This window comes from Spirulina subsalsa FACHB-351, from assembly GCF_026130165.1.
GTDB lineage: Bacteria > Cyanobacteriota > Cyanobacteriia > Cyanobacteriales > Spirulinaceae > Spirulina_A > Spirulina_A subsalsa_A.
The window spans coordinates 32,466-48,158 of sequence record NZ_JAIHOM010000001.1; the positions used below are offsets into that span (position 1 = coordinate 32,466).

12 protein-coding genes are annotated in these 15,693 nt (G+C 48.3%); 6 read left to right on the forward strand and 6 right to left on the reverse strand.

Annotated elements, in window-relative coordinates:
* Positions 1–70: 70 nt before the first annotated feature.
* Complete coding sequence (trpS, locus tag K4A83_RS00150) at positions 71–1,081, forward strand: tryptophan--tRNA ligase (RefSeq protein WP_265262340.1); 1,011 nt, start codon at positions 71–73, stop codon at positions 1,079–1,081.
* 62 nt (positions 1,082–1,143) lie between these two features.
* On the opposite strand, the gene K4A83_RS00155 is transcribed toward trpS, so the two are convergent.
* From K4A83_RS00155 to def, 3 genes are all read right to left on the reverse strand, one after another.
* Complete coding sequence (locus tag K4A83_RS00155) at positions 1,144–1,413, reverse strand: hypothetical protein (RefSeq protein WP_265262341.1); 270 nt, start codon at positions 1,411–1,413, stop codon at positions 1,144–1,146.
* A gap of 102 nt (positions 1,414–1,515) precedes the next feature.
* Positions 1,516–2,364 (reverse strand): ArsR/SmtB family transcription factor, encoded by an 849-nt coding sequence (locus tag K4A83_RS00160; RefSeq protein WP_265262342.1) that lies wholly within the window; start codon positions 2,362–2,364, stop codon positions 1,516–1,518.
* A 106-nt stretch (positions 2,365–2,470) separates the two neighbouring features.
* Positions 2,471–2,998, reverse strand: coding sequence for a peptide deformylase (def, locus tag K4A83_RS00165; protein WP_265262343.1), 528 nt, complete (start codon positions 2,996–2,998; stop codon positions 2,471–2,473).
* Between the two features lie 304 nt (positions 2,999–3,302).
* Here def and K4A83_RS00170 point away from each other — a divergent pair, with 304 nt between their 5' ends.
* Positions 3,303–4,967: an adenylate/guanylate cyclase domain-containing protein gene (locus tag K4A83_RS00170; protein WP_265262344.1), complete on the forward strand. Its 1,665-nt coding sequence runs from the start codon at positions 3,303–3,305 to the stop codon at positions 4,965–4,967.
* Positions 4,968–5,124: 157 nt separating this feature from the next.
* Here K4A83_RS00170 and K4A83_RS00175 read toward each other — a convergent pair whose 3' ends face one another.
* Positions 5,125–5,577 (reverse strand): ribosomal protein L7/L12, encoded by a 453-nt coding sequence (locus K4A83_RS00175; protein ID WP_265262345.1) that lies wholly within the window; start codon positions 5,575–5,577, stop codon positions 5,125–5,127.
* A gap of 836 nt (positions 5,578–6,413) precedes the next feature.
* Between K4A83_RS00175 and K4A83_RS00180 the strand changes: the two genes are divergently transcribed.
* Positions 6,414–7,013 carry a hypothetical protein gene (locus tag K4A83_RS00180; RefSeq protein ID WP_265262346.1) on the forward strand — a complete coding sequence of 200 codons (600 nt, stop codon included), beginning with the start codon at positions 6,414–6,416 and terminating at the stop codon, positions 7,011–7,013.
* A 111-nt stretch (positions 7,014–7,124) separates the two neighbouring features.
* Here the strand turns inward: K4A83_RS00180 and K4A83_RS00185 are convergent, their stop codons facing one another.
* A complete protein-coding gene (locus K4A83_RS00185; protein WP_265262347.1) occupies positions 7,125–7,544 on the reverse strand; it encodes a Fur family transcriptional regulator in 420 nt (139 codons plus the stop codon).
* A gap of 394 nt (positions 7,545–7,938) precedes the next feature.
* Between K4A83_RS00185 and K4A83_RS00190 the strand changes: the two genes are divergently transcribed.
* Positions 7,939–8,511: a peroxiredoxin gene (locus K4A83_RS00190; RefSeq protein WP_265262348.1), complete on the forward strand. Its 573-nt coding sequence runs from the start codon at positions 7,939–7,941 to the stop codon at positions 8,509–8,511.
* Positions 8,512–8,697: 186 nt separating this feature from the next.
* On the forward strand, positions 8,698–10,338 hold the full coding sequence (locus K4A83_RS00195; RefSeq protein ID WP_265262349.1) for a Ppx/GppA phosphatase family protein: 1,641 nt from the start codon (positions 8,698–8,700) through the stop codon (positions 10,336–10,338).
* A 197-nt stretch (positions 10,339–10,535) separates the two neighbouring features.
* On the opposite strand, the gene K4A83_RS00200 is transcribed toward K4A83_RS00195, so the two are convergent.
* Positions 10,536–10,670 carry a hypothetical protein gene (locus tag K4A83_RS00200; protein ID WP_265262350.1) on the reverse strand — a complete coding sequence of 45 codons (135 nt, stop codon included), beginning with the start codon at positions 10,668–10,670 and terminating at the stop codon, positions 10,536–10,538.
* Positions 10,671–11,101: 431 nt separating this feature from the next.
* Here K4A83_RS00200 and gltB point away from each other — a divergent pair, with 431 nt between their 5' ends.
* Positions 11,102–15,691, forward strand: a complete 4,590-nt coding sequence (gene gltB, locus K4A83_RS00205; RefSeq protein WP_265262351.1) for a glutamate synthase large subunit — start codon at positions 11,102–11,104, stop codon at positions 15,689–15,691.
* The last annotated feature ends 2 nt before the right edge of the window (positions 15,692–15,693 follow it).

Below are 15,693 nucleotides of genomic sequence, written 5' to 3' on the forward strand. Positions count from 1 at the left end.
ATCTTTAGGCATAATTGAGGAAGGAAAACCATTACGTGAAGCGTAGACGACCTTCCACTTACTAAGACGCATGAGTAAAAAGCGAGTTCTTTCAGGAGTTCAACCTACCGGGAATTTACATTTAGGCAACTATTTAGGGGCAATCCGCAACTGGGTAGAGTCTCAACAGGACTATGACAATTATTTCTGTGTGGTGGATTTACACGCCATTACAGTTCCCCACAATCCGGCCAGCTTGGCGGCTGATACTTATGCGATCGCCGCCCTTTATCTAGCTTGTGGTATTGACCTACAATATTCTACGATTTTTGTTCAGTCCCACATTTCAGCCCACAGTGAACTCGCTTGGTTATTGAACTGTGTCACCCCCATCAACTGGCTAGAACGGATGATTCAGTTTAAAGAAAAAGCGATTAAACAGGGGGAAAATGTCAGCGTAGGGTTATTAGATTATCCGGTACTGATGGCGGCGGATATTTTGCTCTATGATGCGGATTTAGTCCCAGTCGGGGAAGACCAAAAGCAGCATATTGAGTTAACGCGGGATATTGTGATTCGGATTAATGATCAATTCGGCACACCAGAGCAACCTGTGTTAAAACTGCCCGATCCCTTAATCCGTAAAGATGGGGCAAGGGTGATGAGCTTAACCGATGGTACAAAGAAAATGTCGAAGTCCGATCCCTCAGAGCAAAGTCGGATTAACTTGTTGGATAGTCCCGATGCGATCGCCAAAAAAATTAAACGCTGCAAAACCGATCCCATCAAAGGCCTAGAATTTGATAACCCCGAACGTCCCGAATGTAATAACCTGCTCACCCTCTATGCCCTACTCTCCGGGCAAACCAAAGAGGCCGTCGCTCAAGAATGTCAAGATATGGGCTGGGGGCAATTTAAACCCCTGTTAACAGAAACCACCATTGCCGCCCTGCAACCCATCCAAACCAAATATCAGGACATTATGGCAGATCCCGGCTATTTAGAGGGCATTTTACGGCAAGGTCGCCAAAAAGCCGAACAGAGCGCCCAAGTGGTGTTAGAGCGAGTGAAAACCGCCCTAGGCTTCTCGCTGCCCTTTTGAAGAGGAAAACAGCAAAAAGGGACACTCTCTCGTGTCCCTGATGATTGGGTTACAAATGGATTTTAAGCCATTTCTTTTGGGGTTTTTTCTTCCAGTCGTCCACTACCGCGCTCCTTCGTTGCATCTAACTCTTTATAGCCTTTATAACGGTTCACTCGGCCACTACCGCGATCGCTAGAGCAGTAATCCGTACAAGTGTCAGACCCCGCGCTAGGCTGGGCTGAACTAATTTGCAGAGGCTCGGGCACCGTGCTGATTTCAGTTAATCCCGCCTTCACAGCCGGAACAATTGATAGTAAGCTCAGGAGAACTACTGTAATGTATGTGTGCATAGCAAATTTAATCCGTGTCAGGTTTCTATTTCCTGATACGGAGTTTCTTGCTATTCATCAGGACAAATTTTTGCCCATCCCCTGAGCGGTTATGCTGAAAGATTAAGCACCGCGCAGAGATTTTTCTAAAGTGGGGGGATCTATCCCCAATTCCGTCAGTAACACCAAGGCTGGACAAAATTGTTCAGGGTGGGGGAGTAACTTCTTCCAGAGACGAGTCACCCCTAACAGTAAATGCTCACTGCCAATCAAAATATGACCCGATGCGATCGCCTCCTCCAGAGAAAACTGTAAAACCTGTTGAGCCATCGGGGAAAATGCCATAATCCCCCCTTTTTGAGTCCCTAACCGACTCTTGACAAAAGACCGCGCTTGTGTTAGGTCTAAACCCACCATCTTCAAAGCCCGTGCCGCCCCCCCACTGCCTTCCCCCAACAAGCCTAAAAGAATATGTTCCGCCTCTATTTTCTCCTGCCCTAAGCGCATCGCTTCCATCCGCGCCAACAGCAACACCTGCACCGCTTTTCCCCCCAAGCGCTCATAAATATGATGGGGAATAAAAGCCTCTAAATCCTCTTGTTGCGGATTTCTATGGAGAATTTGACCCAACAAAAACTCCTCATTGTGTTGGGTAATTTTATGCCAATCCACAATATGCTGTTTTACACAACATTCTGTATAAAAAAAGGCAATTAAATCCTCTAAAACCTCCGTATTCAGGGAATAAAAAACATATTGTTTATCTTTTCTCACCCGAATAATACCCTGTTGTTTTAACCTATCCAAATGACGAGAAAGCCCAGAACTGGAAATCTTAATTCGTTCCAGTAATTCGGCTACTGTAATTTCGTGGGGGTACTTTTTCACCAGAAACCGGACAATAAATAAGCGGACTGGTGAGCCTAAAGCCCCCAACAAGCCAGCATAGCGTGTTGTACTTGATTTCATCATCGGGCTATCCTAAAATCAGTTGAGTGAATGGAAATAGGGAATTGGGGGCAAGAATTTAGGCTGTTTTGTTTAAAATTTCATTGAAAAACGATGGAGAAAGAGAGACTTAGGGAATGAGTAGGGCTTGATATTCTTCCTCAGTGAAACGATCCGCTTCACTTTCTAAACGATCCACAAATAAAATACCATCGAGATGATCTAACTCATGTTGAAAAATCCGCGCCACAAAATCCGTTAAAACCCCTTGTTGAGGTTGTCCCCAACGGTCCAAATAACTGACCTCAATATGGCGATCGCGCTTCACCAAACCCCGGACACCCGGCACACTCAAACACCCCTCCCAATCCTTCACCATTTCCCCCGAATAGCCCAAAATAGAGGGGTTAATCATCACCGTCGGTTCCATCTGTGGAGCATGGGGATAGCGCCCATTTGGTCGAGAGGCCACCACAAACAAACGGCAAGACTGGGACACTTGAGGCGCTGCAATCCCCACCCCCTTGGCCGCTAATCCCGTGGCAATCAGACGATCCATCCACCCTTGCCAAGCCGGGTCTAAAATATTCTCTAGGGGGTCAGCCTTTTGGCGCAAAATAGGATCACCGATCTCAGTAATAGAAAGGAGGTCAGTCATAATTTCTTTGGGTTAGATGCGTTCTTCCTTCATTGTGGCTTATGTGACCCCCTCTTGACCGATCTGGGGGGAAATCCCCCCCCCTGAGTGGTACTCCCCCCAGTTATTCGCTACACTTACCTTAGTTCTTGGGTTTGACCGAACAGAGTGCAACTACAAAAAATCTAGTGTTATCAATTTGACACGGTGAACGCTGATCACCTCCAATAGCCAAAATATTGAGTAGAGTGGAGAAAAACCAACTCAACTCAACCCTGTTGGTCTTGTTACCCAACCCTAGCCCCCCTCAGACTGGGAGTAAATTATGACAGAGTTACGGCTACGCTTACATATTGAAGGGACTCCGGAACGAGTGGTAAGTGTAGCATCATCTGAATTTATCATTGGTCGTCTACCTGAGTGTGATCTATGTCTACCATTTTCGGAAATTTCTCGACACCATACCCGGATTTTTCAAAACTCCGCCCAGGAATGGATGATTGAGGACTTAGGGAGTACCAATGGCACACTCCTTAATCAGGTTCAATTACAGGGATCTCTCCCTCTGCACCATAACGACATTGTGCAGGTGGGGAATGCTTTCCTGATTACCTATCTCATTGAATCGAGTACCGTTACCCACACAACAGAAGTTTCTCACAGTCCCACCCGCATGACGATTTTGCGCAATGCGGAGGAGTTACAAAGGCAGTGGTTACAATCCGAAGATACCAGCCGGGGGGAAACGTTTAATATTCAGCAACGGGCGATTTCTCGTTTACAGTATTTGGTGGAAATTGCCAAGGATTTAAACTCAGCCGAGTCTATTGAGGCTATTTTCAATCGGGTGCAGGATGTGGTGTTTAAGGAATTAAAAAATATTCAACGTCTGGCGCTGTTGGTGGATGTGGATGCTAATGGGGAGTTAACCTTAATTGATGCGGCCACTCGTTTTGAACTCCCCGACTATCTGAACACCCGGACTCATAGCTGGATTAGTCGGAGTATCTGTAAGCAAGTTTTTAAGGAAAAAGTCGCGATTAAAACCGTTGATGCTCAAGAAGATAAACGCTTTGAAGGGGAACATAGTATTTTAGCCAAAGGGATTCGCGGGGCCTTAGCGGTGCCATTGTGGGATAAAAACCAAGTGGTGGGGGTGATGTATGCGGATGCGAGTTTGAATTTAAAGACTTCTGATGCCTCGGAAGATGAGGAGGATTTGAGCTTTTTCTCTACGGTGGCTAATTTGGTGGCCTATAGTGTGCAACGGTGGTTATTAACGCGGAAACTCCAAGGAGAGGAACGAATTCGCCAACAGTTGGAACGTTATCACTCCCCGTCGGTAGTGCAACAGTTGATTGCGGTGGGGGCGTTGGATCACGGACGATTAAAACCCAAGGAAGCGGAAATTAGTATCATTTTCGCCGATTTGGTGGGTTTTACGGCGATGTCGGAACGGATGACTCCCGCGCAAATTGCCAAGCTGTTGGATCGGTTTTTTGAGGAGATGTTGCAGTATGTGTTTAAGTTTGGGGGAACTTTAGATAAGTTTATTGGGGATTGTATTATGGCCTTTTTTGGCGCACCGGAGCCCCAATCTGACCACGCGGATCGGGCGGTGGCGGCGGCGGTGGGGATGTTGCGCCATTTAGACCGTTTGAATGCGGCGAAGGTTTGGCCTGAACCGTTAGAGATTCATGTGGCGATTAATAGTGGGAAAGCGGTGGTGGGGGATGTGGGGAGTCACCAACGGGTGGATTATACGGTGTTGGGGGCGACGGTGAATCTAGCGGCGCGTTTGGAGGCGATTTGCCCCCCTTGTGAATGTGTGATCTCGGAAGATACCTATAAGCGGCTAAAACGGCCTCAAGGCTTTTATTTGCTGGGGGAGCGCACGTTTAAGGGCATTGATCGACCCATTAAAGTGTACCAAACTCGTCACCGTCAGCGATCGCACCCCATCAGTCAACAGCCTACTGCTCAAATGTAATCGTTAATCATCATTAACTAAAATCAACATTAACTAACTGCCTCTTAAGATGCTACAAGCTGAAGCAGAAAGCCCACACCATACCTGTGCTTGGTTGGTGTGGGTTGTTCGCGTTATTCAATCCGGCAACCTGAGCCAAAAATAACCTAGTCTTAGCTCATTGCAGAGAGACTTTCGCCCCAAATGATTCCAGATATTTTTTAATATTCATGGCATCATGGGAGGGAATGGACTCTTTTAAGACAACCGGAGGTTTTTTAACCATCAATTTAGCTTGTTTAAACCCCACTCCTGTTACATTCCAAACCACTTTAGTGATGGCGGTTTTTCGGTTGGGCGGAATAAACTCTAAAATGACATCAACTGCTTGTGCAGAGTTATAAATCGCGGGAGATGCTATCCCGTTAATCATTATTTCCTGAGTAGACATTTCCGAGGTATAAATTTCCCGAGCAGACATTTTTTCAGTCATCCCCGGAGAACCAAATTTCACTGTTAAGGGAGAAGCTTCTACACCAAAATGGTGTTCAATTTCCCGGAATAACTCAGCCGCTTCCACTAAGGTTAAGGTTTTCATCTGTTCGATGATGTTCAACACTTTGGTAGACATGATTTTCACCTACCTATCATTATTGAGTTGTTCTGGGATTATTAAGTTGTGTGTAAGGATGTGTACAAGAATACGCCAGCAGCCGAGCTTGCTAGTTTCAACAATACCATACTACAAGCATAATACATCCTTTGTCAAGGGATGGTTGCCTGTCATCGTTAAGACTGTTTTTTAATCTCTCTTAGGGTATATTGCGTTCCCATTTGAGTTTTGTAATCCACAAGAGAAAGCAAAGGGAACGGGGAACAGTATACAAGGGTTACAAGGAGCTTGAAGTATTATGATAAACTCCTCTGAGAGTTGATCAATGATTTGGAAACGCTATAGTTTCCCGGTGTCGTACTGTTTACTGTTGAGGGATAGTGCGTCAGCATTACAGTTATTCTTCCGTACCCTACAACGTCTCTCTGTTTACTGTGTGAGGAATCACTTTAAAAATCTTTATAATTTCTTACGAATACTTTCGGTTTTCTCTAGTGATGTGTGAAGTATTGTTTGAAACTGTTGCAGTTATTTTTGATCCCCACGGGTTTTAGGGCAAGATTCAGGCATTTTTAGCAGTATTCTACCCTAGGTCAAGGGAAATCAAGGCTTAGGTTACGCAGAGGACGTTTAGGGAGGATCAGCGAGAAAAAACGCTTCTCATGAGGTGAGGGTGGGGGAAGCAAGAGGGGAAGAAGTAACCTAAAATGGGCTAGAAAATCCCGGCTATGGGATAAGGGAGTGGGCCGGTTTAAGGGTCTTTCTCGTGATTCAAGCTTAATTTAATGGGAGTTCACAAAAAATCAGAGTAGGATCGAAACAGAGAGCGCACGAAACCTTTACCTTTACTTCTTATGGCTTCTGTTGACCACGTTAAACAATATCTCGCTCATTGGTTATTACTGGGGAAATCGGTTCATTTCCACAATGGACAAGTCATGCAGCCTCAGTCTATTGTGCAGGGCGATCGCTATTCTCCCGAATTTGAGCAGTGTTGGCAACAGATTTTAGCTGTGGAGGGTCGGGATTGCTACTTAGATGGTACAGATACCACGATTGAGGCCTTATTGTCCCCCGCTTGGGATCTCATCCTTTGCGCTCGTTGTGATATGCCTGTTCCCGCAAAATTACGGGGAATGCCTCCTAATACTTGTCCCTGTCATGATATCCCCTCTTGGCCGAATTCTGAGTTACCGAAACCTCACCTCCCCAAGGACACTCAACAACATTTAAGGGGATTGCGCGATCGCCTCAAACAAATTGGCAGCCTTCCCCCCTCTTGTCCCTTACGTTCCCACCCTTCCCCCCTGCCCTCCAATTCCCCCGGGCTTCCCTATGCGATGGCCGTGCATTTATTGAAACCTCAGAGAAGCCAAACCCCCCCTACTCCCCCCACTCCCACTCCCAGTGATGAGGTGCTTCAGTTTCCAGTGAAACAGGGCAAACTCCTTTAACTCGGGGCTGGGGTCAATCTGGATCTTTTTTGAGGTGAGATGATTTCACCTTGTGGGTACATACTAGACAGTGGAGTAACTGGTCAGTTGAGGTCTGGCTGTTGTGCGTGATTACTCTTCACAGCGATCGCATATCCCATGCACCGTCACCTCATACCCCTCCACCTGTAAACCCGGGCGGAGTTGCTCAAAGGTCATTTCTGGTAACTGTTCCCAAGGAATATCCTCAATCTTGCCACAACACTTACAGCGAAAATGGTGATGACGGTTAATATTGGCATCATAACGACAAACCCCCTCCTCCAATAACACCGCCTTAACTAAATTGACCTGACACAAAGCCTGTAGAGAACTATACACCGTTGCTTGAGAAGACCTCGGTGCTTCTTGGTTTAAATCCTGCAAAATTTGTTCAGCCGTTGGGTGATCCTTGCGTTCCAGCAAATTGGCATAAACGGCAAATCGCTGGGGTGTCACCCGTAAGCCCTTCGTTTTCATGGTTTTAACGATTTGATCCGCTCGCTGCTCCATACCACCTCACTCCGACTCAACGATAAAGCACGAAAATCAACACTCCTTCGCTCAAGGATTTTACGAAATTTAAAGGATTTCACCAACTCGACCGCTTCACAACTCACTGCCCCTTAGCGAGTCATGATTTCTTGCCCATTACAGGCTGCTTGATTGTTCTATGTTAGCAGTCCTATCTCAGAATAGTTCTCTTTTAGAAAAAATTTATAAATTAAGCAATTATGACTATTGACAGATTCTTAAATCAGAATTATTCTGAGATACAGAACAGAACAACCCCGTGAACCCCTTGCAATTCCCTAGCAATTGGTTCAAACAGTTCAAATCAAACAGTTCAAACCAAACAGTTCAAACCAAACGGTTCAAACACTGATTACATATTGAGAGGTTATCTATGGCTGCAATTGAAAGAGTGCCTGATGTAGTATTTAAAACCCGCGTGCGGGATGAGTCCGTGCCGGGTCCGAATCCCTACCGTTGGGAAGACAAAACCACTCAAGATATCTTCGGCGGCAAAAAAGTAGTTGTATTCTCTCTTCCTGGAGCCTTTACCCCTACCTGCTCCTCTAACCACCTGCCCCGTTATGAAGAATTATACGAAGAATTCAAAGCCCAAGGGGTCGATCAAATTATCTGCGTATCTGTGAACGATGCTTTTGTGATGTTCCAGTGGGGCAAACAAATCGGCGCGAAAAATGTGTTCTTACTGCCCGATGGGAACGGGGAATTCACCCGCAAAATGGGGATGTTAGTAGACAAAGCGAATCTCGGTTTCGGGATGCGTTCTTGGCGCTACTCTATGCTAGTGAACGACGGCAAGATTGAAAAACTGTTTGCCGAACCCGGTTACTCTGACAACTGCCCCACCGACCCCTTTGAAACCTCTGATGCAGACACCATGTTAGCGTATCTGAAAGGGACTGAATCTCAAGGTGTTTCTGAACCTCGTTTAGAATTTGTGGGCTAGACCCTGACTTGATCCCCCCATTCATGCTAAAGCGGGCAGATTGCCCGCTTTTCTTGGGCAAATTTTGTTAAGTTCTCTCGGAAATCGACCCGATCTAGGGGAAACTAAGAAGGAGAAACCCTAGCTGTTTCCTGTGGGGTGGATTCTCCTGAACCCCCATGCAGATATTGAGAGACAACAAAACCTATGCTTGATCCCATTGCACCTTGGCCTACGGCAGACCGTTCCCCTGACCTGCAAATTACTGAAGAAGTTCGCCTAGCGGCGATTGATATTGGGACGAACTCGATTCATATGGTGGTGGTACGCATTGATCCCCATCTTCCAGCGTTTACGATTATTGCGCGGGAAAAGGATACGGTGCGTTTGGGGGATTCTGACCCCAAGACGGGGGATCTCACCCCGGAGGCTGTGGAACGAGCTATGACGACTCTGGCACGCTGTCAAAGCTTGGCGACCAGTTTTGGGGCGCAATATATTGTTGCAGCGGCCACCAGTGCGGTGCGAGAGGCCCCCAATGGGAGTGAGTTTATTAAACGGGTGGATAAGGAGTTAGGGTTACAAATCGACCTGATTTCGGGGCAGGAGGAGGCGAGACGAATTTATTTAGGGGTCTTGTCGGGGATGGAGTTTGAGGAAGCGCCCCATGTGATTATTGATATTGGGGGCGGGTCCACGGAGTTGGTTTTGTGCGATCGCCAAGAAGCCCGTTTTCTCAGTAGTACCAAGGTGGGGGCGGTGCGTTTAACCCATGAGTTTATCACCACGGATCCTATTAGTCAGGAGGAGTTAACCTATTTACGGGCCTATGTGCGGGGGATGTTAGAGCGCCCCGTCGAACAGATTCAAAAGGGGCTACAAGCGGGGGAAGTTGCCCGTTTAGTGGGGACTTCCGGCACCATTGAAACCTTGGCCACCCTCCACGCCAAAATGACGACAGGGAATCCCCCTAATCCTATTCAGGGATATTGCATTAGCCGGGAAACCTTGCTAGACCTGACTCAGACCCTTGCCAGTTCCGATTATAGCGATCGCCTGAAGCTCCCCGGAATGTCTGAAAGACGCGCTGAGATTATTGTAGCGGGGGCGGTGATTCTGACGGAAGCCATGGAGATGTTGGATCTCGAGGAAATTATCCTCTGTGAACGGGCTTTAAGGGAAGGGATGATCGTGGATTGGATGCTGTCTCATGGTTTAATTAGCGATCGCCTCCATTTTCAAAGTGAAGTACGAGAACGCAGTGTTTATAAAATTGCCCGCAAATACAAAGTCAAAATGGACTATAGTGAGCGCGTGGCACAATTTGCCCTCAGTTTATTCGACCAACTCCACGACAAACTCCACTACTGGAACGAAGAAGAACGAGAACTTTTATGGGCGGCCGGAATGCTCCATAATAGTGGGCTTTATATTAGTCATTCTGCCCACCATAAACACTCCTATTATTTGATTCGCCATGCCGAGTTATTAGGCTTTACTGAAACCGAAATAGAAGTGATTGCTAATATTGCCCGGTATCACCGAAAAAATAAACCCAAGAAAAAGCACGAAAACTATCAAAATTTACCCAACAAACACTATCGCCACCTTGTTGATCAACTGAGTGCTATTTTACGCCTTGCCGTAGCCTGTGACCGTCGCCAAATCGGAGGAGTCGCCGCCATTGACTGTGACTATTACCCTCACCATAAGGAACTGATTTTATATCTGACCCCCCGTATTTCTGGGGATGATTGTGGGTTAGAAAAGTGGAATTTAGAGTATAAAAAAGATGTATTTGAGGAAGAGTTTGGGGTGAAAGTTAAAGTAGAGGTACAAGGGAGTTAACGATCTAGAGGGGAAAGGTGCAGATTACCTGCCAGACGGTGATTTAAGTCGCCATAAAATGCAGCTAATATCTTTCCAAGACACGCCGACGCAGAAAGCGGCAGGACTCTTAAAATCCTACCGCTTAAGAACTGAACACCTTATTTCTTGTTGCAAGCTGGTGATGATTAGCACTCAAGAGAACAAAGCGTTAAACTCTAGCGCATTTCACTATCGTTAGTATTTTCTAAACCAGAAGCAGAGCGAATCAAGGTAGAGATTTGACGATGACGGTTGTTGTCGCGTTCACGCTTGCGAGCATTCAATAATCGAGCCTGTTTGTTAATCATCATAATTCCAATCTCCGATGGTAAAGGATAATACAGTTTAAAGCCAGTGCGTTATTTCTGTAACTTTAACTACATTTTAACGACAATTTCATTCTATGTCATCCTCTGAGGGATGTCAGTTAACAAAACGATAAGGTTTGGGGGCATTCGGGTAAATTCCTTGAGTCTTAAGGCGCACAAACCCTTACCTGACAGAGGATAGACCCCAGCTAAGGATTCTGCCCCCCAGTCAAAATACTCCCCCCCCAAAGAGGCTCAAACCCTAACAAGTTGTAAAGATGAGTCTAAAATTTCCTTAAGAACTCGCCCCGAACCCAAAAGGTTGATCAAAAATCAAACAACGTTGAAGTGTAGGAATCTAGGCTTAAAAGCTTCCCGCCTTCTAGATTCAGGCTGAAAACGCACGGAACCGTAATTGTTATAGAGAAGCATCAATGAACAGCAACAAGCTGCCGTCTAAACAAGGATTATACGAGCCACAGTTCGAGCATGACGCTTGTGGTGTTGGTTTTATTGTTCATAAGTTGGGGAAGAAATCACATGAAATTATCGAACAAGCCTTAACTATATTGCTCAATCTAGACCACCGAGGCGCCTGTGGCTGTGAACCGAATACGGGCGACGGTGCTGGGATATTGATGCAAGTGCCACACAAGTTTCTGAAAAAAGTGGCCGCGGTCGAAAATATTAACCTACCTGAACCCGGACAGTACGGGGTGGGGATGATTTATAGTTCCCGGGACCCCCAACAACGGCAACAAAGCCGTCAGCGCTTCGAGCAGATTGTGGCTGAGGAAGGACAACAGGTGTTAGGGTGGCGAGATGTGCCGACCGATGACAGTCCCTTGGGAGCGACGGCCCAAAAAAGTGAGCCGTTTATGGAACAGGTCTTTATCCAACGGGCGGCGAACCTGGGGGATGATCTGGCCTTTGAGCGCAAATTGTATATTATCCGCAAGCGATCGCACGAAATCCGGGCAACAGGTCTAGATCCTTGTTGGTACCCCGCCAGTCTCTCCTGTCGGACAATGGTCTATAAAGGGATGTTGATGCCCGTCCAAGTGGGAGAATACTACCCCGAACTCCATGACCCCGACATGGAAAGCGCCCTCGCTTTAGTCCATTCCCGCTTTAGCACGAACACCTTCCCCAGTTGGGAGCGATCGCACCCCTACCGCTACATTGCCCACAACGGCGAGATTAACACCCTCCGAGGCAATATTAACTGGATGCACGCCCGCCAGTCCCTGTTCCAATCCGAACTATTTGGCGACGACCTCGACAAAATTCAACCCGTCATCAACCTCGAAGGCAGCGACTCCACCATCTTTGATAATGCCCTAGAACTCCTCGTTTTAGGCGGTCGCTCCCTCCCCCACGCCGTCATGATGATGATTCCTGAACCTTGGACCAATCACGAGTCCATGAGTCCAGAGAAAAAGGCCTTCTATAAATACCACTCCTGCTTAATGGAACCCTGGGACGGCCCGGCCTCCATTGCCTTCACCGACGGCACCATGATCGGCGCAGTCCTCGACCGCAACGGCTTACGCCCCTCCCGCTACTACGTCACCAAAGATGATTTAGTCATCATGGCCTCGGAAGCGGGAGTCTTACCCATCGAACCGGAACGAGTCGCCTTTAAAGGTCGTCTCCAACCCGGTCGGATGTTCCTGGTCAACATGGCCGAAGGGCGCATTGTGGCCGATGAAGAGATTAAACACGCGATCGCCAGCGCCGAACCCTATCAGGAGTGGATTGACCAGCAAATGGTCAACCTAGCCGACCTCAAAGACGCGCCCACCCTGCAACCCCTCACCGATACCCTGCCCCTCGTCCAACGGCAGACCGCCTTCGGCTACACCTTTGAGCAGTTACGCATCCTCATGACCCCCATGGCACGGGATGGCGTGGAAGCCGTCGGGTCGATGGGCACCGATACCCCCCTAGCGGTCCTCTCCGACCGTCCCAAGTTGCTCTACGACTACTTCCAGCAACTCTTTGCCCAAGTCACTAACCCCCCCATTGACTCCATCCGCGAGGCCATTATTACCTCCGCCGAGACAACCATTGGGGCCGAACGTAACTTACTTGAACCCCAACCCGAAAGCTGTCATTTAATTAGCTTGCCCACCCCCATTCTCACCAATGGGGAATTAGCCAAATTAAAATATGTAGACGAGGGCGGCTTTAAATCCATCACCTTCCCCATTCTCTTTGACCCCAAAGCCGGGGTTCAAGGCCTAGAAGGTCGCATGGAAGAGATTTTTAGCCAAGCCAGTCAAGCCATTAAAGACGGCATTAACCTGATTATTCTCTCCGACCGGGGCGTAGATGCCAATCATGCCCCCATTCCCGCCCTATTAGCCGTGGCCGGATTACACCATCACCTGATTCGGGAAGGCACCCGCACCCAAGTGGGCTTAATCCTAGAGTCCGGCGAACCTCGGGAAGTTCACCACTACGCCACCCTAATCGGCTATGGTTGCTGTGCCGTTAACCCCTACTTAGCCTTTGAAACCATCGACCAGATGATTCAAGAGGGCTTACTGGTCAATGTGGAATACGACAAAGCCTGTAAAAACTACATCAAAGCGGCCACTAAAGGCGTGATCAAAGTCGCCTCTAAGATTGGCGTTTCCACCATTCAAAGTTACCGAGGGGCGCAAATTTTCGAGGCCATTGGCTTAGATCATTCCGTGGTGGATAAATACTTCTCCTGGACCGCTTCCCGCATTGAAGGGTCAAATTTAGAAGTCATTACCCAGGAGGCCATTTTACGCCATAGCCACGCCTTCCCCGACCGCCCCACCAATGGTCACACCTTAGATGTGGGTGGGGAGTATCAATGGCGCAAAGATGGAGAAGCGCACCTGTTAAGTCCTGAAGCCATCCACAGCTTACAAAAAGCCGTGCAAACCGGGGACTACGAACTGTATAAAAAATATGCGGTCTTGATTAATGAACAGAACAAGCAGTATTTCACCCTGCGCGGTCTGTTGGAATTCAAAGCCCGGGACCCCATTCCTTTGGAGGAAGTAGAACCCATTGAAGCGATTATGAAACGCTTCAAAACCGGGGCCATGAGTTATGGGTCAATTTCCAAGGAAGCCCACGAAAGCCTCGCCATTGCCATGAACCGCATCGGTGGCCGTTCTAACACCGGGGAAGGGGGCGAAGACCCAGAACGCTATACTTGGACCAATGAACGGGGCGACTCCAAAAATAGCGCCATTAAACAAGTGGCTTCAGGCCGTTTTGGTGTCACCAGTTTGTACCTGTCCCAAGCGAAAGAAATTCAAATCAAGATGGCACAAGGGGCGAAACCCGGTGAAGGGGGACAATTGCCCGGCCGGAAGGTCTATCCTTGGATTGCCAAAGTGCGCCACTCAACTCCCGGTGTGGGTTTAATTTCACCACCGCCCCACCATGATATCTACTCCATTGAAGACCTTGCAGAACTGATCCACGACCTGAAAAATGCCAATCGGGAAGCTCGGATTAGTGTGAAATTAGTCTCAGAGGTGGGAGTGGGAACCATTGCGGCCGGCGTAGCCAAAGCCCATGCCGATGTGGTGCTGATTTCCGGGTTTGATGGGGGAACAGGGGCCTCGCCTCAAACCTCGATTAAACACGCGGGCTTACCTTGGGAGTTAGGATTAGCCGAAACCCATCAGACCTTAGTGTTGAATAATCTGCGCTCTCGCATTGCCGTAGAAACCGATGGTCAGATGAAAACCGGGCGAGATATTGCGATCGCCACCCTCCTCGGAGCCGAAGAATACGGCTTCTCCACCGCCCCCCTCGTCACCCTCGGCTGCATCATGATGCGCGTTTGCCACATGAACACCTGTCCCGCAGGTATCGCCACCCAAAACCCCGAACTGCGCAAGAACTTCATCGGAGATCCCGAATATACCGTTAACTTCATGAAGTTTGTCGCCCAAGAATTGCGGGAAATCATGGCAGAACTCGGTTTCCGCACCATCAACGAAATGGTCGGTCGGACTGATGTATTGGAAGCCAAACAAGCCGTAGACCATTGGAAAGCCAAAGGCATTGACTTGTCTAAGATTCTCTATCAGCCCGAAGTCGGCCCCGAAGTCGGGCGCTATTGCCAAATGGCCCAAGATCACGGCTTAGATAAATCTCTGGACATGACCACCCTGTTGGATCTGTGCAAACCTGCCATCGAAAACGGCGAAAAAGTCAAGGCCATCCTGCCGATTAAAAACACCAATCGGGTAGTTGGGACAATTTTGGGCAACGAAATCACCAAACGCCACTGGGATGGCCTACCCGAAGATACGGTACATTTGCACTTCCAAGGCAGCGCAGGTCAAAGCTTTGGGGCCTTTGTTCCCAAGGGAGTCACCCTAGAGTTAGAAGGGGATGCCAACGACTACTTTGGGAAAGGACTCAGTGGCGGTAAAGTCATTGTTTATGCTCCCGCCGTTTCTAGCTTTGTTCCTGAAGAGAACATCATCATTGGCAATGTGGCCTTCTACGGAGCCACCGGAGGCGAGGCCTACATTGGTGGAGTCGCCGGGGAACGCTTCTGTGTGCGGAACTCGGGAGTCCGGACAGTAGTCGAAGCCGTGGGAGATCATGCCTGTGAGTACATGACAGGCGGAAAAGTGATCGTCCTCGGTAGCACCGGGCGCAACTTCGGCGCGGGGATGAGTGGCGGGATTGCCTACGTCCTAGATGAAACCGGGGATTTTGCCAGCCGTTGTAATACGGAGATGTCGGACTTAGAATCCCTCGAAGATCCCGAAGAGATCACCGAAATCCACCAGATGATCCAAAACCACGCTAAATATACCCAAAGTCGGAAAGCGCAACAGGTTTTAGACAATTGGGAGGAAATGCGACCCAAGTTCGTGAAGGTCATGCCTCGGGATTACAAACGGGTGCTACAAGCCATCCAGAAGGCTCTCCAAGCGGGCTTAAGTGGCGATGATGCCCTGAGTGCTGCTTTTGAAGAGAATGCCCGTGATGTGGCTCGCATTGGGGGCAGTTAGGG

Bases quoted from the DNA above. Each gene is read 5' to 3' on its own strand.
- trpS (WP_265262340.1), top strand. From the start codon at position 71: ATGAGTAAAAAGCGAGTTCTTTCAGGAGTTCAACCTACCGGGAATTTA.
- K4A83_RS00155 (WP_265262341.1), bottom strand. From the start codon at position 1,413: ATGCACACATACATTACAGTAGTTCTCCTGAGCTTACTATCAATTGTT.
- K4A83_RS00160 (WP_265262342.1), bottom strand. From the start codon at position 2,364: ATGATGAAATCAAGTACAACACGCTATGCTGGCTTGTTGGGGGCTTTA.
- def (WP_265262343.1), bottom strand. From the start codon at position 2,998: ATGACTGACCTCCTTTCTATTACTGAGATCGGTGATCCTATTTTGCGC.
- K4A83_RS00170 (WP_265262344.1), top strand. From the start codon at position 3,303: ATGACAGAGTTACGGCTACGCTTACATATTGAAGGGACTCCGGAACGA.
- K4A83_RS00175 (WP_265262345.1), bottom strand. From the start codon at position 5,577: ATGTCTACCAAAGTGTTGAACATCATCGAACAGATGAAAACCTTAACC.
- K4A83_RS00180 (WP_265262346.1), top strand. From the start codon at position 6,414: ATGGCTTCTGTTGACCACGTTAAACAATATCTCGCTCATTGGTTATTA.
- K4A83_RS00185 (WP_265262347.1), bottom strand. From the start codon at position 7,544: ATGGAGCAGCGAGCGGATCAAATCGTTAAAACCATGAAAACGAAGGGC.
- K4A83_RS00190 (WP_265262348.1), top strand. From the start codon at position 7,939: ATGGCTGCAATTGAAAGAGTGCCTGATGTAGTATTTAAAACCCGCGTG.
- K4A83_RS00195 (WP_265262349.1), top strand. From the start codon at position 8,698: ATGCTTGATCCCATTGCACCTTGGCCTACGGCAGACCGTTCCCCTGAC.
- K4A83_RS00200 (WP_265262350.1), bottom strand. From the start codon at position 10,670: ATGATGATTAACAAACAGGCTCGATTATTGAATGCTCGCAAGCGTGAA.
- gltB (WP_265262351.1), top strand. From the start codon at position 11,102: ATGAACAGCAACAAGCTGCCGTCTAAACAAGGATTATACGAGCCACAG.